At 61.0% G+C, this 21,889-nt stretch carries 20 protein-coding genes, 1 tRNA gene and 2 pseudogenes; 8 read left to right on the top strand and 15 right to left on the bottom strand.

Annotated elements, in window-relative coordinates; all coding sequences use genetic code 11:
- The coding region (locus tag C8N38_RS20200; RefSeq protein WP_108028927.1) for a head maturation protease, ClpP-related at window positions 1-721 on the top strand (721 nt) is incomplete at its 5' end.
- Window positions 722-1,155: 434 nt separating this feature from the next.
- Here the strand turns inward: C8N38_RS20200 and C8N38_RS20210 are convergent.
- Together C8N38_RS20210 and C8N38_RS20215 are read right to left on the bottom strand one after the other, a co-directional pair.
- Window positions 1,156-1,818, bottom strand: a pseudogene (locus tag C8N38_RS20210) (phage tail tube protein); the annotation flags it as partial.
- Complete coding sequence (locus C8N38_RS20215; RefSeq protein ID WP_425440066.1) at window positions 1,779-2,420, bottom strand: hypothetical protein; 642 nt, start codon at window positions 2,418-2,420, stop codon at window positions 1,779-1,781. The gene C8N38_RS20215 and the pseudogene C8N38_RS20210, both read right to left, overlap by 40 nt.
- A gap of 308 nt (window positions 2,421-2,728) precedes the next feature.
- Here C8N38_RS20215 and C8N38_RS21240 point away from each other — a divergent pair, with 308 nt between their 5' ends.
- A complete protein-coding gene (locus C8N38_RS21240) occupies window positions 2,729-3,073 on the top strand; it encodes a hypothetical protein (RefSeq protein ID WP_146176332.1) in 345 nt (114 codons plus the stop codon).
- Between the two features lie 75 nt (window positions 3,074-3,148).
- Here C8N38_RS21240 and C8N38_RS20225 read toward each other — a convergent pair whose 3' ends face one another.
- From C8N38_RS20225 to C8N38_RS20235, 3 genes are all read right to left on the bottom strand, one after another.
- On the bottom strand, window positions 3,149-4,543 hold the full coding sequence (locus C8N38_RS20225) for a hypothetical protein (protein WP_108028930.1): 1,395 nt from the start codon (window positions 4,541-4,543) through the stop codon (window positions 3,149-3,151).
- A 1,099-nt stretch (window positions 4,544-5,642) separates the two neighbouring features.
- Complete coding sequence (locus tag C8N38_RS20230) at window positions 5,643-6,395, bottom strand: SDR family oxidoreductase (RefSeq protein ID WP_108028931.1); 753 nt, start codon at window positions 6,393-6,395, stop codon at window positions 5,643-5,645.
- A 375-nt stretch (window positions 6,396-6,770) separates the two neighbouring features.
- Window positions 6,771-7,478 carry a DNA helicase gene (locus tag C8N38_RS20235; protein WP_108028932.1) on the bottom strand — a complete coding sequence of 236 codons (708 nt, stop codon included), beginning with the start codon at window positions 7,476-7,478 and terminating at the stop codon, window positions 6,771-6,773.
- Between the two features lie 422 nt (window positions 7,479-7,900).
- Between C8N38_RS20235 and C8N38_RS20240 the strand changes: the two genes are divergently transcribed.
- From C8N38_RS20240 to C8N38_RS21245, 3 genes are all read left to right on the top strand, one after another.
- Window positions 7,901-8,449, top strand: coding sequence for a GNAT family N-acetyltransferase (locus C8N38_RS20240; RefSeq protein WP_108028933.1), 549 nt, complete (start codon window positions 7,901-7,903; stop codon window positions 8,447-8,449).
- Between the two features lie 600 nt (window positions 8,450-9,049).
- Window positions 9,050-9,922 carry a DUF4747 family protein gene (locus tag C8N38_RS20245; protein WP_108028934.1) on the top strand — a complete coding sequence of 291 codons (873 nt, stop codon included), beginning with the start codon at window positions 9,050-9,052 and terminating at the stop codon, window positions 9,920-9,922.
- Window positions 9,923-9,933: 11 nt separating this feature from the next.
- Entirely contained in the window at window positions 9,934-10,539 is a 606-nt protein-coding gene (locus C8N38_RS21245; protein WP_146176333.1) for a hypothetical protein, read from the top strand.
- 352 nt (window positions 10,540-10,891) lie between these two features.
- Here the strand turns inward: C8N38_RS21245 and C8N38_RS21250 are convergent, their stop codons facing one another.
- The 3 genes and pseudogenes from C8N38_RS21250 to C8N38_RS20255 all read right to left on the bottom strand — a co-directional run.
- The gene (locus tag C8N38_RS21250; protein WP_146176334.1) at window positions 10,892-11,359 is read right to left on the bottom strand and encodes a hypothetical protein; all 468 of its coding nucleotides are present in this window, start codon (window positions 11,357-11,359) and stop codon (window positions 10,892-10,894) included.
- 544 nt (window positions 11,360-11,903) lie between these two features.
- The gene (locus C8N38_RS21255) at window positions 11,904-12,998 is read right to left on the bottom strand and encodes a hypothetical protein (RefSeq protein WP_146176335.1); all 1,095 of its coding nucleotides are present in this window, start codon (window positions 12,996-12,998) and stop codon (window positions 11,904-11,906) included.
- 252 nt (window positions 12,999-13,250) lie between these two features.
- Window positions 13,251-13,448 (bottom strand): annotated as a pseudogene (locus tag C8N38_RS20255) (IS1380 family transposase); the annotation flags it as partial.
- A gap of 161 nt (window positions 13,449-13,609) precedes the next feature.
- Between C8N38_RS20255 and C8N38_RS20260 the strand changes: the two are divergent.
- Entirely contained in the window at window positions 13,610-15,397 is a 1,788-nt protein-coding gene (locus C8N38_RS20260; protein ID WP_108028936.1) for an SIR2 family protein, read from the top strand.
- A 524-nt stretch (window positions 15,398-15,921) separates the two neighbouring features.
- Here the strand turns inward: C8N38_RS20260 and C8N38_RS20265 are convergent.
- The 3 genes from C8N38_RS20265 to C8N38_RS20275 all read right to left on the bottom strand — a co-directional run bounded on the left by C8N38_RS20265 (window position 15,922) and on the right by C8N38_RS20275 (window position 16,961).
- Window positions 15,922-16,389 carry a site-specific integrase gene (locus tag C8N38_RS20265; RefSeq protein ID WP_425440065.1) on the bottom strand — a complete coding sequence of 156 codons (468 nt, stop codon included), beginning with the start codon at window positions 16,387-16,389 and terminating at the stop codon, window positions 15,922-15,924.
- A gap of 69 nt (window positions 16,390-16,458) precedes the next feature.
- A complete protein-coding gene (locus tag C8N38_RS20270; RefSeq protein ID WP_108028938.1) occupies window positions 16,459-16,731 on the bottom strand; it encodes a hypothetical protein in 273 nt (90 codons plus the stop codon).
- A 155-nt stretch (window positions 16,732-16,886) separates the two neighbouring features.
- Window positions 16,887-16,961: transfer RNA gene (locus C8N38_RS20275), tRNA-Phe, on the bottom strand.
- 246 nt (window positions 16,962-17,207) lie between these two features.
- Here C8N38_RS20275 and C8N38_RS20280 point away from each other — a divergent pair.
- Together C8N38_RS20280 and C8N38_RS22185 are read left to right on the top strand one after the other, a co-directional pair.
- Window positions 17,208-17,471, top strand: a complete 264-nt coding sequence (locus C8N38_RS20280) for a hypothetical protein (RefSeq protein WP_108028939.1) — start codon at window positions 17,208-17,210, stop codon at window positions 17,469-17,471.
- 16 nt (window positions 17,472-17,487) lie between these two features.
- On the top strand, window positions 17,488-17,616 hold the full coding sequence (locus C8N38_RS22185; protein ID WP_281258248.1) for a hypothetical protein: 129 nt from the start codon (window positions 17,488-17,490) through the stop codon (window positions 17,614-17,616).
- Between the two features lie 590 nt (window positions 17,617-18,206).
- Here the strand turns inward: C8N38_RS22185 and C8N38_RS20285 are convergent.
- The 4 genes from C8N38_RS20285 to C8N38_RS20300 form a co-directional block, all read right to left on the bottom strand.
- Window positions 18,207-19,199, bottom strand: a complete 993-nt coding sequence (locus C8N38_RS20285; RefSeq protein ID WP_146176336.1) for a tyrosine-type recombinase/integrase — start codon at window positions 19,197-19,199, stop codon at window positions 18,207-18,209.
- A gap of 195 nt (window positions 19,200-19,394) precedes the next feature.
- On the bottom strand, window positions 19,395-19,814 hold the full coding sequence (locus C8N38_RS20290; protein WP_108028941.1) for a hypothetical protein: 420 nt from the start codon (window positions 19,812-19,814) through the stop codon (window positions 19,395-19,397).
- A complete protein-coding gene (locus tag C8N38_RS20295; RefSeq protein ID WP_108028942.1) occupies window positions 19,811-21,793 on the bottom strand; it encodes a DNA cytosine methyltransferase in 1,983 nt (660 codons plus the stop codon). Before C8N38_RS20295 ends, C8N38_RS20290 begins: the two co-directional genes overlap by 4 nt.
- A gap of 3 nt (window positions 21,794-21,796) precedes the next feature.
- On the bottom strand, window positions 21,797-21,889 hold a 93-nt coding region (locus C8N38_RS20300), incomplete at its 5' end, for a GapR family DNA-binding domain-containing protein (protein WP_146176337.1).

Raw genomic sequence — 21,889 nt, forward strand, 5'->3', positions numbered from 1 at the left:
CTCGATCTCGGTGCTCGACCCCATCGGGGCCGACCCCTGGGGCGAGGGCGTGACCGTGCGCCGGATCGAGGCCGCGCTGCGCCGGATCGGCGCGCAGCCCGTCACCGTCAACATCAACAGCCCCGGCGGCGATTTCTTCGAAGGCCTCGCGATCTACACCCTGCTGCGCGAGCATGCCGGGACCGTGACCGTCAACATCCTCGGCATCGCCGCCTCGGCGGCGTCGGTCATCGCCATGGCAGGCGACGAGGTGCGGATCGCGCGGGCGGGCTTCCTGATGATCCACAATACCTGGATCATGGCCGCGGGCGACCGCCACGCGCTGGCCGAGGTCTGCGAATGGCTCGCGCCTTTTGACGCCACGGCCGTCGACATCTACGCGGCCCGGACCGGCATCGATCGCGACGACATCGCCGCCATGCTCGACCGCGAGACCTGGATCGGCGGGCAGGCCGCGCTCGATCAGGGCTTTGCCGACAGATTCCTGCCCGCCGATGCCGTGGATCTGGCCGGGAATGACAAGGAAGCCGCCACGATGCGGGCAGAGCGCAAGCTCGATCTGCTCTGCGCCCGTGCCGGTCTTCCCAACGCCGCATCGCGCGCCCTCAAGCGCGATCTCAAGGGGGGCAGGCCGGGCAGACGCGGGCGATCCTGCTGGGCGAAGAGTCCCCGAAAATCGAGTTCAGAAAGGCGGTCGGCGAGCTGGTCGACTGCGTCATGAAGATGGGAGCGAAGTACCGATTAAGACCATCTTGGCAATTCTGGGCTTTGCCGCGCTGTTCGGCGCGCTTTTGGGCATGGTGGCGATGCTGATCGCCAACGGACCGGGGGTTTGGTGATGGGCATCCTGCAATGGGAAATCACAGAGTCCTGCTGCCGAGCTCAGGCCCCGTTCTCCGGATTCCTCAGCGTCGAGCGGTGGCACATGGGCTCTCCTTGGCATTCCTACCCCTCTCAGCGGGAAGGCGCCACGGACCGCGCCGCCCGGCGCGCGGATCGGATACGGGCGAAACTGGGCTGGAAGCCCAGCATCCTGAATGGCCCCGGTTGGATGAAGCCCAAAGGAATGCACTGGACGACATTTCAGCGTCTTCGCTGGCAGCACGGCCTGTTCGCCTCGAAGGCAATCGCCGGAATGAGGCGGGATCTGGATCGAAGGCAGACGGCGTGCACGGTGAAGGTGAATCTTTCGCCCGAGGGCAGGACGTAGGCGAATTCCATCTCGCAGGCCTCGCCGTTGATCGCCTGCGTCACCAGCGTCTGATCTGCGAACCGCACCTCTATCCGGCCGGTCAGCGCCGCGATAGACGGGTCCGCGCCGTCGATGCGCCCGTCCGAGCGGATGGTCTCGATCCGGTCGAGGTTGTTGGCATAGGGGATCTCGGCGGAGACCACGTTGCCGAGGGCGGTGCCATTGCGCGTGATCGCCCCGTTGAAATGCCCGAAGCGCTTCAGTTCCGGCGCGGCGGGTGTCCCGGCGCTCGTGGTCGTGCCGACCGTCTTGCCCTGCGCCATCAGCCGCGCCGCGGCGGTCAGGAGCCCCGAGCGCTGCATCTGCCAGGTGATCTGGTCGAGCACGCAGCCAGAATACATCGCGTGGCGCGGCACCTCCGGCATGCCGGTCTCGATCGACATGCTGGGCAGCGTCCAGGACCCGAACTGGAACTCGTGGGTGTAGGGCGCTTCCGCACCCGTGGTCGTGGGCGCACCGAACGCGGCCTTCAGCCAGAAGCCGAAGGCCTCTGCGTCGAGCGGCACGACGACATCGCCATCGACCGTCACCGCGTCCTTGATCGGCGCCAATGGATCGCGGCCATATGGGTGCCGCGCTGGAACCCGATGCCGATGCAGTTCACCACGGCCGAGAGGGTCAGAGTCGTGGCCAGCACTGTTGTCGAACCATAGAGGCCGAAGAAGCCTGTGCCGGTCGCCTGCAGCGTCACCAGCGAGAGCCGATTCACATAGGTGAAGCCGCCCGGCCCATCGGCATTGCCGCGCCAGCAGACCCAGCCGGCCGAACGCTCCTCTGCCGCCGCATCGGCGGTGGCGGCGCTGGTCACGCGCCAGCGGCGCATCGATGTCGAGAGGTTCGTGGTGGCGAGCGTCGGCGTCGACACGGTGCCGACGGGGGTGCGCGGCATGCCGTTGGTGTTGACGGTCGTGCCGGTGGACGGCGCCCATGTCGCGATCCGGTTCACCCCGAAATGCGGCTGCAGCGGGAAGAAGCGGCCGGAGGGGCGCTGGACGTCGAGCCATCCGACCCCGGCGCGGTCCCGCGCGTGGAGGGCGAGCTTGCCGCTCGGCGGCGGCGTGGGCACGGCATCAAGCGCCGGGAGCACGATGGGTTTGGGCATCTCGACCCGGCCGCTGGTCCGGTCGATCCGGAGTGCCTCGTAGAAGGCCGAGGCCCCGAGGCTCACAACGTCAGAAGCGCCCGTCGCGCCGCCGCTGAGCTAGATCGTCGCTAGAGTGAGGGCCCGCCGCAACATCGAGCATCCGTCGCTGGGCTTCATGGGTTTTCTCCATGGTCTCGAGTTCTTCTGCCAGACGGCCGGCGCGCGCGCTGGAGTGGCACAGAGCCAGCAGGAACGGGAGGATTGCAAGGGCGTTGACACCGTACGAAACGGCGGGGGATCTAGTCACGCTAGCCTCAGAATGCCGTCCCTTCTGACAAGGAAGGGGCAGCACGGTTGGCTCAGCAAAAATGTGGGAGGAGGAGCATCTGCGAATGCAAGCGGAGACGGTCATCGCCGAATGGCCGAGACCTTTTCCGGTCAGGGCGGGAACGGCTCTGAAGCCTGTATCTGGCGCGAAGCCTGGTGGCATGGAAGTCAGCCCTGGTTTGTTGGAGGCTGCTTCTGTCAGTCTTTCGCAGAGCCTTGCCAGCGGCGACCACAAGCCATGGACGAGGATTCCCTTTGCCCAATCGAACAAGGACGTCCATGACGGGATCATCTTTCCAAGCCGTCTCAAGGTCCACCCCGGAGCAGACCAACAATTCAGCGAAGTGCTGAACGGCAGGAGCCCCGAGGTGGCCTTGATGTCAGGTGGTGAAGACACTTCCAGTTCTTAAGGGGTGTGCCGCCAACCCCCTTATTTTACTGGACTTGCCGGAGAGGTTTCCAAGTTTTCCGGGAAAGCGGGTCACTCATCGGCCCGGCTTCGACCCCTGTTGGCTGGCGATCTTGTTCCGCACCGATTGCGGAACGTCACCCTCCCAGAGCCAGCTCAGGAAGAGTTCGCGCATCCTTCTGTTCGGGATGTAGGCGGTGATCGGCTCCCCATCCCGTATCCGTGTCCGCCAGATCACCTGGATCAACTCGGTCAGGGCATAGTCGTCGGGGTCGATGGCGTCCTTGCCTCCGACCCAGCGATGGACCAAGGGGGTCGGGTACTGGTCATAGAGGTAGATCACGTGCGAGGCATGGCGGTACGCATTGGTGCCTTGGGTCTTGTTGGGTATCGACCGGGCACGGTCCTTGCCGGTCCCACGCGGGGCCAGACGTGATCCATCGGCATAGGGTCCGGGTCTAAACGGTGTCGTCTCGGTCCCGTCCGGGCCTTTCCCGGGTTCCCGTCCTTTCTCGAACCACTTGTCCTTGGGGCAGACCACGAGGATATCCGGCAAGGCCACACTGGCGAGAGGACCACGGCGGAGGGATGCCAGTGCCTTGGCGATTTCCGTATCCAGCGTGACGGATGTCGCCGGTGTCATCATCTGCTTCGAGTAGGACATGCAGTCCGACAGCCGCACCGGCTTGCCCTTGACCCTGACCGTCCTGCGGTCCAGCGCGGGGATGCGCTGAACGTTGATCAGGTGCCGCACCTCCCGGACAAACCCGCGTTCGACCTCGGGTCCGTCGGAGTCATGCACGGGGTTCAACCCGAGCCGGTCGAGATGGGCGAACATCAGAGACCCTTCCGCCTTGAAGGTGAAGACGGTCAGCGACTGCCCCGCCCTCAGGAGGATCTCGGGGATCACGCTGATATGGATGCCCTCCCCGACGCTGAACAGCCGCCCGGATCGAGCTGCCCGATACGCCTTGGCGGAAAGCGTTCCGCTAACCTCCTCGGCATTGTCTTCCCAGAGGGGCGTCGCGATCACCTGCCCGGTTGCCGGATCGACCTTGGCGTAGCCGGTGTTGAGGTAGAAGTCCCTCCACTCGATCTCGGTGCAGCGGAAGCTGGAATCGGCAACCGAGACCACTTCGTCGATCAGGATGTGATAGGCGTCCAGCAGCCCTTCCCCTGCCACGTCCGCGAGGTGATCGAACATGGCATGGGTGGTCACGGCGTTCTTTTGGGCCTGGAGAAGCTGGACGAGGTGGTCCTTCTTCGTGGTGATGTCCGGTTCGTCCTCAACGATCTCGGGCTGCATGACGGGGACTCGCGCATCCCGGACGATCCGGTCGCATTCGGTCAGCAGCGGCGTGACGATGAGGTACTGTTTCGCTTCTTCTAGGTCAGCGATCATCCGGGTCGTCTTCCCGAACCTGCAGGGGCGGTCGATGATCGTGACAGGGCGCGGTTGCGCCTCGCTCATGCGAGCGTCTGCCTCCCGGCTTTCACGCGGGGATGGCTTCGGGTCCGCTTGCAGCCAGCGGAGGGCGTTCGGTCTGATATGGTCACGTACAGGTAGTCCTTTGGTGTGGAACATGGCTTGGTGGAAAAGGTGTTGAGCCCCGGAACATGAGGTCAGGCGGCAGGGATTGATGGCCGCCATGCGATCACCCCGCAGATCCGGCAGCCCCGCAGAAGCGGGACGGCCGGAGCCTTGGGTGCGATCCATGTTCCAGAGGATTGCCCGGGAGAATGACCCGGAGAAAACCGCAGCGCCGGAGGCAGGGCCACGGCGGCTTTCTTCGGCTCACTCAGGGGCCGGATGCGTTGCCCATCTCCGGGGAACCCGGGAGGGATGGACAAAGCAGAGGAGAACGGGAGGACGAGCGCAGCAGTTCGATACGAGGTGACCTGTGGCCCCGATCGGCATCAGATCCGTACAGTGTGCGGCGGTGGTGTTCATCCTTAGGTGTGGGGAAATGGAGAAGTACCAAGCACTTCCGCACATGCCACCCGCATACTGGCGGCTAACCCACTGTAATCAATAGGATTGATTCGAGCGGATGTACTCTGACCACGGCCGAAGCATGCGAAGGTCGCGGTCATGCTCGTCCATAGGTATGGGTTTATTGCGGTGCCTGCTTCGCCGTCGCCCAGGGCGTGTCCCCGGTTGACCCCGTGTGTAGCCGCAGGGTTCGTCATCGGGTGGCCACTGGTACGCCGAGGGGCACGGGGGGGATGGGCAGGTGCGCCCTACCGTATAAAGCGCCGCGGATTTTTCGCGAAAAACCCGAGGATACTCAGGCCGCCCCAACGGTGATCCCAGAGCAGCCCGGCAGCCTTAGGCAGGGAAGAAGCCCGGCCTCACGGACAGCCTGATCGAACGCCCAGCGGGGCCGCAGGAGAACCCCAGGACTTGGTTCTGCCGATAGCGGCCGTTAAGCATCCAAGCCTCTGCCGCCTGCGGCACCACGAAAGCGGCCGTTAGTGCCCGCTGCAGCACGCTCTGGAGCCGCCATGGTCCGGAGAGCGGGACGAAGTGGACGCAGGCACTTGACTGACCATTGTCCGCTTCGCGCGCCTTAGAGTTTGTTGATCGAGTTTCCGCCATCCGCGATCATTGCGGTCCCGGTCACGAAAGACGCATGATCGGACAGAAGGAAGAGAGCGGCCCGCGCGATCTCGGACGGATCGGCCATGCGCTTCAGCGCGTGGAAACCCCGCACGATCTCATGATAACCGGCATCCTCACCAGCCATCGGCGTCATGGTGCCTCCAGGCAGGAGCGCGTTGACGCGGATGTTCTCGGGCCCATGTTCCGCCGCCAAAACCTGCGTCATGCCGATCAGGCCCGCCTTTGCCGCGGCATAGGCGCCCATGCCGGGCAGCCCGATCGTGTGCCCGACAAAAGAGGACGTGAAGACAATTGAGCCGCCGCCGCGTTTGCGCATCGCCGGTATCTGATGCTTTGCCGCATAGAATCCGCTGTTGAGATTCACTGACATCACCCTGTGCCAGTTGCTCTCCTCCATGCAGGGGATCGGCCCAATGTCCCCTGTGGTGCCTGCATTGTTGAAGGCGCCATCAAGACCACCGAAGCGCTCTTCCGCGCGTTTCACCAGTGCTTCTGCATACCCGTTTTCTTCAACGTCTCCGGCGATGAAATCCGCCTCGCCACCGTCAGCCGAGATCTCGTTGACGGTTCTCTCAAGCAGATCAACTCGGCGCGCACCGAGGACAAGTCTTGCACCCTCCGCCGCGAAGAGCTTTGCAGCCGAGGCACCGATGCCGCTGCTTGCGCCGGTAATGATGATTGTCTTGCCTTCCAGAAGCATTTCAGTCTCCGTCTGATGCTGTGTCGGAAACTGCTTAGGCAATGGCAGGCTGCTCGATCGACCCGGTTCATGCGCAAATGCCCCTCGTTCGAGCGACGAGATCAGCCATTCGCTTTTGGTGCGGCATTTGGGAGTTCGGGCTCGGAGCGGACCTGCGGCGGTGCGGCATGGCGCCGGAGCGCCTCGGAGCGCCCGCTCTGGCGCTCGCTGCCGATTGCCGACGTTCGACACCTCAAGCCTGCGCCGCCTGCGGATCACGGAAGCAGCCGTTCATCGCGGTTGCAGCACGCGCAGGAGCCGCAAAGGTCCGGAGAGCGGGACAAAGCAGCCGGTCGCGGTTCGCCAGTGCGGTGGCAAGCGCACTGGCGAATGTAGTCAGATCAGGCTTTGAACACGAACCTCGCCCGCGTTCAAGAAGCAGGCTTTTGAGAAGGCCCCCGGTGGAATAGGGTTCGGAAGGCGGAGGTCGGAAAGACCAGGCACCGAAGCTGCCTCTGGCTCGTAGGAGCGGTCAATCTGCGAAATTACAGCTAGAATGACGCCAGTTTCGCGAGCGAACGTTTTCAACACGTCCACTTGCTCTGAAAGCGGCGGCGTTGACCTCCGCTGGTCAAGAATCTGCAGGTAGTCAATCACTGCCACCGTTCCCTCTGGAGAACCTGCCAGATGGTCAGTGATGTAGTCGGCACAGATGTCATCCGTGGTAATGATTTCTGGCGTGGTCTTCGGCAACGGGTCCGCAAGAGCACGAAGGCGCTCCATTGCCTCGCGTTCCGTATACTCAAGCGAAAACAATAGGCTACGACGTCCTTCAAGCGCTGCGTCAAGCAGAAGCCTCAGCCCGAGACGTGTCTTTCCATGTCCGGGCCGTGCTGCGATCAAGAGCATGTCGCCATTCGAAAGCCGGGGGAGCAATGCGCCGACATCGGCATTTTTCGAGCCATGCGCGGCCAGCAGGCTCCATGCTGCGAACCCTTCATTCGCGGCGATACGGTCCTGCGCTTGATGAAGCGGGATTTTCTGATCTCGCGCCAACAGCTTGGCGCGGCGTTTCAATTGATAGATCGGTGCGGATAGCCGCATCACGGAACCTCCATTCCGAGCCGGAAACGCAACCCCTCCTTATGCGAACGCTCGAACAGATGGTTCGATGATCTCTGTCACCCCGTATGTGCGATACTTCCCCATTTGGAGGGAGGAGGCGCGGGTCAAGCCTGACACTCAAGCTACTCCAGCTTCGTAAGTCGCACAAGACAACGGAGCGCAAAGGGCTCGGAGCGGACCTGCGGCGGCGCAGCGTGGCGCCTGAGCGCCAGGCGCCACCGACTCGGGCGCTCGCTGCCGATTGCCGACGTTCGACACCTCAAGCCCGCGCCGCCCGCGGATCACGGAAGCGGCCGTTCATCGCGGTTGCAGCACGCCCAGGAGCCGCAAAGGTCCGGGAGGCGGGACGAAGCCGACCTTCAGCAACTTGCCACGCTTGGCGCTATCGTTAGGGTGGCGGGATGAACGCACCCTACCGCCTTCCCGATGAGTTCGAGACCGACCGCTATCATCTTCGCCGAGTGAAACTGGATGACGCGCAGGCCATCTTCGACAATTATGCCTCCGATGCGGAAGTCACTCGCTTCCTTGGCTGGACGCCCCACCGAAGCGTCGCTGAAACGACTGCTTTCCTGAAGATTGCAGCAGCGGAGTGGGTTTCAGGAAAAGGTTTCCCTTTGGTCGCGTTTGATCGCCGACAACCTGTTGAGCTTGTGGGGATGTTTCATCCTCATCTGATAGGTCATAGGGTGAGCTACGGTTACGTCTTACGGGCGTCGGCTTGGGGTAAAGGCTGCGCATCCGAGGTCATGGGCTGGCTCGTGGATCATGCCTTGTCGCATCCGAGCATTCACAGAGCCGAAGCGTTCTGTGATGTGGAGCATCCAGCTTCTGCACGGGTGATGGAGAAAGCTGGCATGGTGCGCGAGGGCATCCTGCGGCGCTACTTCCGGCACCCCAACATCTCAGACATTCCGCGCGATTGCTTCATCTACTCCAAGGTCCACTAAGGGCGGATACTGTTGAAAAACGCGCTGGAGTGTCCACGGAGTGCCATTTCGTGGGAAACGGTTCTGCCTGCGCGCACCCCTGCCTTGCAAACGGTCATGTCCAGCCAGAGTGCAGAACGACGTTCCACCCCAAGACGGCCTCTCGGGTGCAGCGGGTGTTTTTCAACAGTATCGGCTCGGAGCGGACTTTCGGCGGCGCGGCATGGCGCCTGAGCGCCTGGCGCACCGACCTCGGGCGCTCGCTGCCGATAGCCGACGCTCGCGCTAGGTGCGACGGATGACCGCAGGCTGCCCGAAGCTGACGGACAGGCCAAGCGAAGCACCGGCTGGTGCCAGCCCCTTTCCGGCGGCTAGCCTTAGGTGTGGCGACATCGGCGTAAGACCCACAGTAGTCGAGGCCAGATAGATACGCGGCGCGCAATAACGGATGCGTATTGTGAAACTGCCGCAGGCGAGCATTCCAGCACGAACGGCATGGTGTTGTGGGTAAGCGCCAGTTATCTTGACTGCTGATCGTGTCAGCTCAGCGTTGGGTAGCTGCAGCCTTCGCTTTGTGCATATGTCGCGAGCAACTCTTGCAAGGTCATTGGAGGTCCCTAGATGCCGCGCCCCTCAAAAATTGAAGTTTCGGCAATCAATCTTCGCATCCCCGCAGACAAGCCACGAAATTATTCTGACTTGATAATGCGGATTTTCAAGAGGCGAGTTGCGGTAAAAGTTTACGGAAATAGTTTTGTGGCAATTACTCAATTTCAGCCAGAGTCAGGGTTGGGAGTTTTATCAAAGTATTCTGAGATTGATATTGACGGAGATTGGTTTGATGTGGTGGACTTTGGCCCGGCAGACCCAGAAAAAATAGGCGAAGTTTCCATTCCGGAAACCTTGCGCCCAAACCTTTCCGCTTTCTACTTCGAACTTGACGAAGAAAGTCATGTTCTTTCCTTTGAATCCTATTCGGAATCTAAGAGCCTCAGCGCGCGTTCTGTAGAGCGTTACTTCAAAGAGGCACTTTCGGACGCCGCAATCGTTGAAGAGTTCGGGTCGGTGGAAGCGGACGTCGTTAAGAGCTACGGTGAAGTCGAGAGAATTATCAACCTCCCGAACCTCAAAGAACTAAGGATCGTGATCCGCCGCCCGAACCCAGATGATGTATCCGGAGATCTTGCTGCGATAATTGAAGAGCGCTTGCGTGAACAGAATGGTGAAGAATATGAAGAGGTAACCCGATCCAAAGACGACGACGGTCTCAAGCCCAACGAGCGCACAAAGAAGCTCGCTATAGTAGGTGCGGAGAATGGGGAGGTCTCAGGTAAGAGTATCGTCAACGGCGTGCAAGTGCCTCATACAACCGAGGAGAAGCCAGAGAAAGTCGTCGACACCTACAACAAGGAAGAAGTCGACACGCGCACGATGTTTAGGCAACTAGCGGACAGGATGATAGCATCAATCAAGCAGCGCCGCGCAACAATCTGAGGTGGCGAAAAGTGTTTGAAAACCTTAGAAAGCTATACAGCTGCTATGGCGGACTAAAGGCCATCGTAAGGTCCAGCTACTTCTGGGTTTCAATCATCTTGGCAGTGCTGTCCTACAAATCCGTTGCAAACTACGAATGGGCTGGTAAGGCAGTTAGTGTAATGCCTTCGCTCACGGGCTTCACTATCGCTGCTTTTGCAATAATATTTGCCATATTAGACCCCGGAATACTGCGGAAGCTTACGGCCACAGATGGCGAGGGGCGCTCTCCTATAGCAGAAATAGCGACATCAATTGGCCATGCGGTATTTATTCAAGTTTCCGCAATGATTATTGCTATTTCTTCGAATCTGGTCGACCTGACAAGACCTATTGAATATGTCGCATCCTGGGCATGCTCCAAGGGCTACTCTTCGGTCATATTTCTTTTAACAATGGATCGGCTGGCATCGCTTTTTTCGGCTTTGGGTCTGTTTTTTACTTACTATGGCGTGATGCTCGTTCTCGCTGCAATCCTATCGATAGTCCGGATGCAATTGATTGTGGCTGATGCAACAAAAACAAAGCCTGCCACGTCACCCAAACCACCCCCACCTCCATGCCCGCCGCCATCGTGATGGCCAAGCGAAACTAATTTTCTGGGGGCGTTCTTGGGCCGTTAGGTCGGCCAAGCCGCAACATGAAGCAAAACTATGCAAGCTTCGCTTCGTGCGTTTGTCCGTCGACCAGGGGCGGCACGACGACCGACCGGTTCCTGCCCCCACCGGACTCGTTGCTTCCGGCACCGAGCAACCATGGGCGCTTGCTGCCGATAGCCGTCGTTGAGCGCCCCGGCCTCCGCTGCCTGTGGATCACGAAAGCGGCCGTTCATCGCGGTTGCAGCACGCGGCCCTGGAGCCGCCAAGGTCCGGAGAGCGGACGGAGTGAGTTTTCGCTGCGGTTGCACCAAAGTCGGCTTCGCCAAACTTGCTAGCGAGCGCGGCTGGAAATGATGATCAGGTTGCGTTCTGTATCATGCACCAAGATCAGATCATGTCGTATTTCGATGAAGAAGCCTTGCCGCTCCGATGAGTAGTATTCTGAAAGCTTCCGCAATCCTATGATATTTTGGGCTTTGCGATCAAAGCACTCATTGCCGTCAAACAATGCTTGGGCCGAGAAAGAGCCGTAGTGCACTTTTCCTTCTAGCGGAAGTTGCAACCAATCAGTCGTTGAACGATTTGGCCTTGAAAACGGCACATCTGTATTCTGGGTATCGTTTGCGAGTTGGTAGACGGATACCGCACAGAACAAGATATCCCGTTCGTTATAGATGGAGGGTGCGTCTGCGACTTCCAGCGGCAGGTACTCTCGAAGTTCATCGCCGTCAAAGCCGCATGATGTGAGAGTTGTTGCAGTTCCCAAGAGCCAGAGACCTGTGACCCATGAATGCTTCATTACTGGTTGGCCTTTTCCATTGCCAGGTAGAGCGGACCTTAACCGCTTTGCAGAAATTCTGTAAGTTGGGCTCGGAGCGGACCTGCGGCATCGCAGCATGGCGCTAGAGCGCCTCGGGCCGTCCGCGCGGGCGCTCGCTGCCGATAGCGGCCGTTGAGGCCCCGCTCCCTGCTGCCCCGCGGAATCCGCGAAAGCGGCCGTTCATCACGGCTGCAGCGCGCCCTGGAGCCGCCAAGGTCCGGAGAGCGCCGACGAAGCGGACGGTTAACCGTCTCGCGGACCGAGAATCTCCGAGAGCGGCCATTCGTCACCCGCGGCCTTCACCAGTTGACGAATCGCGGAAGCGGACATCCGCTTGGCGCATGGAACAGCTCTCGACTAGCGACGCAGGCGGCCCGGAGCTGCCTTTCGTCAGCGGTCGAGCGCTTCAGTGCAGCTTCACCGAACCGGCCATTCATGCAGGCCGCAGCATCACGTTAAGGCGTAGTGTCGTCCGTGGATGCCAACTTCGCACGGCATGTGGATGCGCCAGAGTGTGTTAGGTTCATTCATCCCACGTCCATCCCGCTTTCCCTTCGCATTTTTCACAGCCGGACCAATAGGTGCCCTCCGCATCGCCCGTAAATGGCTCATTACACCACTGGCAATACTCAATTTTTTCCGGCCAGCTGAAGCAGTTAAAACAAAAAACCGTCTCGCCGTCGTCGAGCGTGCCCGCCGTTTCCGGAATGTGCCCACACTCGGTGCAAAGCGCTGGCATGTTGGGTTCGTCGTGGTCTGCTTTGCCTTCAATCGTGTACTCGCAAAGTACCTCGTCCAGATCAATCGACGAGCCGCAATGCTCACACTCCCATGCTTCGCAATGCCCCATAGCGAGCAAAGTTTTCTTGCCACACTCGTCATTTGGGCAGGGGTGCAGTACGAAGCTTTCTTTCGCAAGGCAAATCCGGCACTTATGTTCCTGCGGGCCGATATCGTCGAGCACTTGGGCGTCAAAGCCACACGCGCTGCAGGTTGCCAGTGTCGCGCCGTCTTGGTGAGCGGCTACTAGTTCGGGTTGGATTTGCTCGTAGACCGTACCCAGGTATTCGCGGTGTCGCTTCATTGCCGCGTTGATATCCGCGACTTGAACCTGAAACGTCGCAAACTCATCTTGCCATTCGTCACCCAGCAGACGGCGAAGGTAGAACCATCCTCTGCATTGTTCCAAGATAACGGCTTCTCGCTGTTTTGCTTGGTCAGGCTCATTCACGTCGATGGGATGGTAGAAATGAACCATCCGATTTCGATGCTTACGCAACTCTTCAAACGAGTTGATTGCGTTCGTAGGGACGGCGACCTTGGCTACTTTTTTCAGCCGTTGAACTGCCTGTTTCAAGCCGACAGTTTGCGCTTCACCGTTCAGGAATTCGTCAACGTCTGCTTTGTTGGGATCTGCAACGATCAGAGTCCAGTGTTCGTGCATGAGGCGCGCCTTCAAAAGAAGTTCGACGCCGGAATAGAAGTTGATGACAGAGTATTTCAGCGCCTCCGAAGAACCGTTTTCCCAAAGCTGTTCGATGGCCTTTGCGACGAAACCAAAGCCGTTTTCGCATAAGCGTGTGAATTGCTGGTCGTGGGTCAGGTTTTCTTTGGCCATTTATTCCCCCCCCGCGTCCGCAAACCGCTTTCACCGACATTCCCCATGTGGCTGCCGTTGTGGATGAGGATCGTCGGACAGGGCTTGTGGGTCAAGCGTTCTGCGCTCCTGATGCCGCGACTTCCGTGCGATGAAACGGATTCGCGTGTATCAGGTCTTTGACCGGCATCATCCTTCGGTTGTACCCTCGGTTTTAAGCGCACCGGTCAGACCTGTCGAGCCACTTTCCTGACGTTTGGGTCGTGATCGCGATCATGTACATGACGACGGTGCCCGCAGGCGGCGGATGGCGGCAAGGATCGCAAGTTCCATTGGGCCAGTGGCGGCCACTTCCGCGAGTTGGAATGTAACGGCGCGGGGATGGCACACGACGCGGGCGCCGAACTTGATGAGCTTGAGCTGCAGGCTCGTCAGCGACCCCTCGGCCATCGGCTCGGGCAACTCGGTACATGCTTTGCGCGAGCCACCTTGACGGCGCGATCTACGAAAAATGAGCGCCCAGCTAAACTGCTACCGCAATCCGTTTCGCGGCTTTCCTCTCGTGTCTTTCCCACAATTTGTGGTACGGAGGATCTCGCTCGAGCAAACATGTAGACAATGGAGTGCTGCGAATGACGGCCTTCGGGGACCCTGCCACGCAACTTGCTTTTTCTATCCATGAAAACCGAGGCGTATTTGCGCTTTTGCTGGGATCTGGACTTTCGCGTGCTGCGGAAATCCCCACAGGCTGGGAAATCACATTGGACCTCGTTCGGCGGGTGGCGCTCGCACAAGGCGTAGAGGAACAGGACGACTGGGCGGCGTGGTATGTCGAGAAGGAAGGCAAGGAACCGGACTACTCGGCATTGTTGGCGCAACTGGCGTCCACCCCGGCCGAGCGCCGCGCCATTCTGCATAGCTACATTGAACCAGATGAGGAAGACCGCGAAGAAGGCCGGAAGGTGCCCACGGCTGGGCACAAGGCAATTGCCAAGCTGGTGCGGGGCGGATATGTCCGCGTGATCGTCACCACGAACTTTGACAGGTTGATGGAAAACGCGCTCCGCGAGGAAGGTGTCGAACCTACCGTTGTCGGGTCACCAGACGCTTTGGAAGGAGCGGAGCCGTTGACCCATAGCGCCTGCTACATTCTGAAGTTGCATGGGGACTATAAGGATGAGCGCATTCTCAATACGGATTCTGAGCTAGAGGCATACCCGGATTCCTACAACACGCTGTTAGACCGGATCATTGATGAACATGGGTTGATTGTGTGCGGCTGGTCAGGCGAATGGGATCACGCGCTACGCGCGGCGATCTTGCGCGCGCCGAACCGTCGGTATCCGGTGTTTTGGGCTTTCAGAGGCGAGTTGCGAGGGCGTGGGGCGGAGTTGTGCAGCGCCCGTAAGGGCGTGACGGTTCCCATTACTGACGCTGACTCCTTCTTTGTGAAGCTGGTGGAGCAGGTCGAGACGCTGGCGCAGTCGCAGCGGCAGAATCCCCTTGGCGTCGATATGACGGTTAGCCGCGCCAAGCGATATCTGGCGAAGACTGAGTATCGAATTCAGCTTGCGGATTTGGTGTCAGAGGAAGTGGAACGGATCATTGCGCGCCACGAACAAGAAGACTTGGCACCACGCGGCTCAGTTACACCAGAGGACTTCCAGAACCGGGTGGCCATCTATGAATCCGTCTCGGAGGGGCTGGCCAAGGTTTGCGGGCTGATAGGCCGATGGGGTGACGATGCCCAACTCAGAACAGTAACGGATGCCATTAAAGGTCTTCTAAGCTTTGCCTCTGACTACCAGAATGGAATAACGCTCTATCTCGAAATGCAGAGTTATCCTGCGGCCTTGGCGTATCAAGCCTGCGCTCTTGGACTACAGACGGCGGAGCGCTGGCAAGCATTGCATGAATTTATGGGCGTAGAGGTTGAGAACCGGCGCGAGCGCACGAAACGCCTATTGGACGCGGTCGGGCCTTCGACTTGGGAAGGCTCTGATAAGAGATACTGGCAGCTCATTCCTGAAATGGAGCGACGGCATACGCCGTTTCAGGATCACTTAGTGGACGGCGCATTCGGAAAGTGGTGCGGCACCTTCCTTCCCCCCAGAGCGTCTGTCTCGGATGTTTCGTTGTTCGCGGAAGGGTTGACTGCAATCCGCCATTTGGAGGCGACAGAGAAGGCCTGTCTTCAAGAAGCCCTGAGTCAGCTCGAGCATGTCAGAAACTACCTATGGGCACCGGTTGGGCGTGGCGGGTGGTCCTATAGGTACCACGAAAACATCTCCAAGCGCTTCGATGATGACGAATTTGTCACGGTTCTGGCCAAAGCTGGTTTTGGGCGCGGTGATACTGAGTTCATCAAGTTGGCCATCGAAAGTTACAAAAGGCTTTTGGCCAACCTTCACTGGTATTGATTCCATCTAGGGAGGGACTCTTGTGTATCTTGTACGCAATTTCCCGGCAGCAACGGGTTTTTCGGCGTCCCGTCGTAGTCGAACGCTCACCTCCGTTCGCGCAAGTGCGGACTTTAGCTAGCGGCGATCATTCGGGAAGGTACGGGCGAGAGTTGGTGACGGTTGGGCAGGCGGCGAGTTGAAGGTGGCGAAGCCAGTCACCGAACTCAACCCCTTCGATGATCTCCGGCTGGCGATCGCGGACAGCCTGGCAGAGTGTCCGCTTCAGCGGCAGGTCCGGGCCGAGTTCGCGGGCGCAGCGAAGGTCCGGAACCCGCCCACACTCACGGTCACCGCCAAGCGGCCCGGAGATGCTCTGCGTTCCGCCTCAGCGTGCCACGAAACAGCCGCCGCGCCCAGCGCCAACGGTGAATAGCCGCACGGAAATGCCCCCGTCCGATCAGTGGCCTTCATCGGTAGCGGAAGGACCCCCGAGTATGAGTCGAGGCCCCTCCTGTGGTCTCTCGCAGGATGCCAAGGCAGCCTCAGGTCCGCAGCCGCCCCGCCAGCAATCCGCCCTGTTCAACAAAGAGCGCCTCGAAGGTGGCCTTGAGGATCTCGCTCAGGTCCGCCCGACGCGCATAGACCGACACGCCGATATCGCCCTTGTTCGAATGGCCCACGGCCAGATTCCGCGCGTAGGTGTCCACCCCGGCATTCACCAGAGCCGACACCCCGGCGCGGCGGAACGAGTGCATGTCCCAGTCGCTTGCCGGCCCGTCGAGGGACTTCCTCGCAGCCTCAAGCGCCTTCCCGAGGTAGTGGCTGGGCCGCTTCTCATATCCCCCCAAGGTGATCCGGGGAAACAGCATACCCGCGTCGTCAGGCGAGGCCGGTTCGCTGATCCTTGCCCGGCTCATGGCCTCGCGGAGCAGCTTGCAGTCGCCCGGCCCGACCACAAAGACCTTCCGGTTTCCGGCCTCGGTCTTGGCATGGGTGATCGTCAGGACCATGTGGTCGCCCCGGTCCTCGATATCGTCCAGCCTGAGCGCCGCGATCGCGTTCAGGCGGCAAGCGGTGACCTAGAGCGGTCGGACGGTCACGAACATCTCCATCCGGTATTTCAGCCGGGCATGCCCGACGATGTACCTCAGGAGCGCCTCGGCCTCGTCACGTGTCACCGGGCGCAGGTGCTTGGCCCTCGGGTCCGCCTTCTTCTTCTGCCCCGCCACACGCCGCATGAGCGACGAGAAGGGATCGGGCAGGTCGGGATCGACAAGACCCCAGTAGTCGAGGACGCGCCAGTAGGAGGCGAGGCAGAGCTGGTGTGGCTGATCCGAACGCGTGGAAAGCAACTGCCCCGTCCTCTCCGACCGCGTGGTCTTGAGGTGAAGCGTACGGCGTAGCTCTGACCACGCCGGAAGATGTTTTTGGGTAACGGATATGTACGGGCCAAAGGCTCTCTCCTGCGTCACATCGCAGCGAAAAACCTATTGAAAAAAATGGCCTATGGTGCCCGGGGGCGGAATCGAACCACCGACACGAGGATTTTCAATCCACTGCTCTACCCCTGAGCTACCCGGGCGAGGGCGAAGCGACAGTGCTTCGGGTGGCAGGTGTTTAGGCGAGAGCGGCAGGGGTGTCCAGAGGATCCGGTGCGTTTCCGAAGGATTTTTGTCGCACATCGCCGTCCTGCGCGCGCAAGCCGTCCTGACCGGGGTCGCAGGTGCTGCCCGAGCCCTTGAGGCCACCGGCTCAAGTCGCGCAGAACTCCCGGAGGCGCAGAGATCGGCTGCTGGTAAAGGCGCCAGGTGGCAAGGCTGGCGTTGCCATGGAGGAGATCGCCGAATACCTGAGGCACACCAAGCCCAAGGAACTGATCCACGCCATTGCCGAGGACATTCTTGACCGCTTTGCCGAGGCGCCTCTGATCGACCGCTACGAGGCGTATGAGCGGCTCATGTCCTACTGGGCCGAGACCATGCAGGACGATGTCTTCAGCATCGCCATGACGGTTGGGAAGCGGCCAAGGAACTGCGCGGGGCGCGTAAGGAGACCGACGACAAGGGCAAGGTCAATGGCTGGAAGAGGCTGACCTGACCGCGAACAAGGTGCGCCTTGTTGCCGATGTCATCTCGCCCCGGCTGATCGTCGCGCGCTTCTTCCCTGAATTGCAGCAGGCCGTCGATGATGCGCAGGCCAGGGCCGAGGATCAACGGTCGCGGCTTCAAAGCTTTTGAGTGGAACACCACAGGCTTGCCCATCATCCGCATTCAAAACCTGAACGGGTCGGATGATTTCAACTCTTACTCGGGGCGGTTTGACCCGAAAATCAAAGTCGATCCGGGCCAACTTCTCTTCGCATGGTCAGGAAGCAGTGAAACGTCGTTCGGGCCGCACATCTGGAACGGACTTAAGGATCTTCTGACCCGCCACTTTCTTACCAGGCATTCATGGGCATCCAGCTCGGCGGCGATACCTCCAGGTGACATGCCATCTTCCCAAAGGCGCCTGGTCGCTTCGCGTTTGAGTTCGTTCGGCCAAATCCTTTTGCCCGACGGGGAGATCCGGATCTTGCCCCCGCAGACTTAACGTTCCGCCATAGTCGCCTCCGATCCTCGTTCGGAAGCAGATTAGCTGACGAGAAGGGGGCAGTTTTAGAGGGCAATCAGGGGGTCAGTTGCAACGCTTAGAATTGATCCAACGAACCAAATTGCAATCCTCAAGGAGTCGTGGAAGTGATTGATTTTATGGTGCTGCTGGACAGGATTGAACTGTCGACCTCTCCCTTACCAAGGTGGTATCCTGCAACCGCAAATATTGGATTTTATTACATTTTCCCCTGCGTTGCGCCCTTTCTTGTCAGTTTCTTGCCAGTTGCCTCTTTCGAAAAATGGTCCGCGGCCTTCTCGCTGCTGCCCTTTGGATGCTGGTAGACATCCGTCACCATGCGTGTCGTTGCCCATCCTCCGGCCTCTGCGATAGCCTTGTCCGAAAACCCGGCTTCGTGCAGTTCCGTTGCGAAGCTGTGGCGCCCTGGTTGATGGGTTCCGAGGTATTCGACGTCGGCCTTTCCGCAGGCGCGCCGAAGCGTATTGTAGACGCTGCTCCGGCCGATGTAGCCGAAGAGCCGTCCATGGCGGGGCTCGATGCTATCGAGCATATCGGCCAGTTCATCCGTAATCTTGACCGTGATTGGCCGACCAGTTTTCGTCTTCGCAACCTCAATTATAGTGCCGTCGCGCGCCTCCGGCGGAAGCTCGATCGCGTCTCCCACTCTGCGGCCTGTCTGGTGCAGGTAAAGCATGAGCGCAAACAGACGATCTGGCAGATGAGGGCGTAGAAGTTCGAGGTATTCGCGCCCCACGGCCTTGCGTCTTGGCTTTTCGACAGGGAAGCTGCGAACCCGTACGGCGCCGCACCAGCCCTGCTCATGTCCGAAATTCATTACTGCTCGAGCTGGGGTGATCCCCTGCCGGTTCAGAGTTGCATTGCTCGCTCTTGGGTAGGCCCGGCGAGCCGCGTCCCTGATGGCTTTCGGCGTGATGTCGCGAAGCTTTATCGTGCCAAGCTGCTCCGTCATCTTAACGATAAACCTCACCTCGCCACCGTCCTCGGCATATGCGAGGGCACACTCAGCAAATGTGACGACTTCTTGTGGTCCGTAAAGGTTCGCTTTCCAGAGGTCGGCTTCTATCTGTGCGCGGATTTCTTCCGCTCGGCGAGGATCCTGAGTCTTGAGAGCGCGTCGGATTCGCTTGCCATCGGGACCTGTGCCGTGAAGCCGCGCCCAACCGTTGACCCACTTGACCTTGAGGCGCACTCGTTCATCTCCTGGCGCAGTTGAGCAATGTGCTCGGGATAGAAGACTTTTTTTCGTCCCCGCAATTCATAGGCGCTTGACCCCCTGAGGGCGTCTGTCAGCGTCCTTTTCGAAATTCCAAGGGCGCGGGCCGCCCCTGCCATGTCCAATGGCTCTACGGCCCAGGATGGGGGGTGACGAGAATTGGCGACTGTCTCAGCCATCGGCACGACCCTCCTGCCTGCGGCCTGCAACCAGCGCCCGGGCCTCGATGATCCAGTCCTCGGCCTCGCTCTCACGCGACTCTTGGAAATCGCGAGTGACGCCGCCTTCCGGGCCTTCGCCGACCGGTGTCCCGTCTTCGTCCGGTTCATTCCAGAGCGGGGCCGCCGCAATCCGGCGCAGAAAGCCCTCTGCAGCTTCGGCGCGGGCTCTTGCGGCTGACAGCATCTCCCGGAAATACCGCTCCTGGCTGCCCGTAATGTCGCCGTCCACATAGCGGTGAAACGCGCAATCGCGATCTCCTTCCCATCGCGGAACGGTGGCGTGTTCGGAAAAGACATGCCGACCATCGGCGTCGTCCGGGTCGGGTTGAGCGGCCCAGATTTCGCGGGGCCATTGGATCTCAGCCATCATGCGGTCTCCCTGTGGTTCTCTGCCAGGTGGGGACAATTGGCGGCGATGATCGCGGCGGCGACGGGCGGGCAGACCGAGTTGCCGCAGCAGCTGATCTGCACATCCTTTGAAAACGGGCGGAAGGTGGGCTCGTCACTGTCGAGCCCATCCCAGGCGCCCTCGATCACGTAATCGGGCGGGAAGCCCTGGGCATTGAACAGCTCGCGCGGGCTCAGCATCCGCATGCCGATATCGATCACGACGAAGCTTTGCCCGTCGATCTCGAGCGTGACGAAGGCGCCGCCGTCCCAGGCGCCATGGGCGCGCAGGAACTCGGCCACCTCGCGGGCCCGGGCCTCGTGTTCCGGGGCGAAGGGCGGCGCGGCCAGATCGGCCTGCATATGCCCCATGCGGTCCTTGACCGTCACGGTGTGGCAAGGTTCGTCCGTCCGGGCGCCGTCGCCGGTGCCGTAGTATTTCGCGAACCAGGCCGCGACCGGCGTCTGGTGGCTGCCGCTGGCGGCGACCGTGGACAGGGGAGCGCGCGGGTCATGCCCAACATGGGCGTCCATGCGCGGCCCGCCGTTCTGCTGCGCGAGGAAGGCCGCCACCGGGTATTGCTTCACGCCGCCCGCAACCACCGTGTTCAGCGGCGCGCCGATGTCGAGCGCGCGCGGCGCCTGCCCGGGCCGTTCGCCATTGCCGACATGGATCATGGTTGCGGCCAGCAGGCTGTTTTGGTCTTTCTTCGAGGCGCAGATCGTGTGGTGCGGATCAGTGATCGGGCGGTTGCCGCCGCCCTGCTGGGCGTATGTCAGGACCGGGGCTATCACGGCGCTGTGCCCACCACCGGCCAGCACGGTCGGGTGCGGCGCCGAGACGGCGCCATCGCGGCGGGCCGAGCCCTTGAGGCTGAGCAGGTGGGGGGTGACGATCCCCAGCGGCATCGCGCCGCCCGGCCGCTTGATCCAGCTGTTCGCGGTGACGGTCGGCATCGGGTCGCGCAGATCGGCGCCTGTGGCTCCGCCGTTGAAGCGGGTCAGGCTGGGCGCCACCAGCGCCTTTTCGCCCCGGTTGGCGCCGGTGATCGTGCGCATCGGCTCGGCCAGATCCTCGGTCCGGGCGCCGTGGGTCAGGTTCACGATGAACGGCCGGTCGGCATCCAGCACATAGCGGCGCATGCCCCTGGCAATCCGGGCGAGCGTGTTCTTCGCCAGCGGGCGCACCGCGCGCAGGCCGTGCCGGGCCATGATCTCGGCCGAGCTGTCGAAGATCGACGGACAGGGCAGCGACCAGTCGATGCAGTCGGCGGCGCTGCGCCACGGCAGCAGCCTGCCCTTGCGGACCGCCGGGCTGGCCGGATCGCCATGGGTCGGCGCAGGCCAGGCGATGGGCCGGCCGTCCCGTCGCGCGACACAGAACCAGCGCTTGCGGATCGTGGGCGCGCCGTAGTCGCAGGCCCGCAGCTCGCGCCATTTGACCTTGTAGCCCGCCTTGCGCAGCCGCTTGACCCAGAGCTCATAGGTCATGCCCGCAAACTCGCGGATCGGCCGTCCGTCCTCGCCGACCGGCCCCCAGGTCACAAACTCCTCGACATTCTCCATGCAGATCACGTCGGGGCGGGCCTCCTCGGCCCATCTGACGACGACCCAGGCGAGATCGCGGATGTTGCGGTCGCAGAGCGCCGCGCCCTTGGCCTTCGAGAAATGCTTGCAATCCGGGCTGGCCCAGAGCAGCCCGACGTGGCGCCCGCCGGTCACGCTCAGCGGGTCCGCGTCCCAGATGTTGCTGTTGAGATGCAGGGTCTCCGGGTGGTTGGCCTGGTGCAGGGCCAGCGCCGGGCCGCTGTGGTTGATCGCGACATCGGGGCTGCGGCCGAGCGCCATCTCGATCCCGGTCGAGGCCCCGCCGCCGCCCGCGAAGCTGTCGATGATCATCGGACGGGGATCGGCCGGGCGCTCCGCCGCGAAGTCGAACAGAAGAGACGAACCGTCAGCCATCGCTCAGCCCATCCCCAGCGCGTCTTTGTACATCTCGAGGATGGCTTCCTCTTCGGCGATGTCGTCCTTGTCGCGCTTGCGCAGGGCGATCACCTT

The sequence above is a fragment of the Rhodovulum kholense genome (assembly GCF_003053725.1).
GTDB classification, from domain to species: Bacteria; Pseudomonadota; Alphaproteobacteria; order Rhodobacterales; family Rhodobacteraceae; genus Rhodovulum; species Rhodovulum kholense.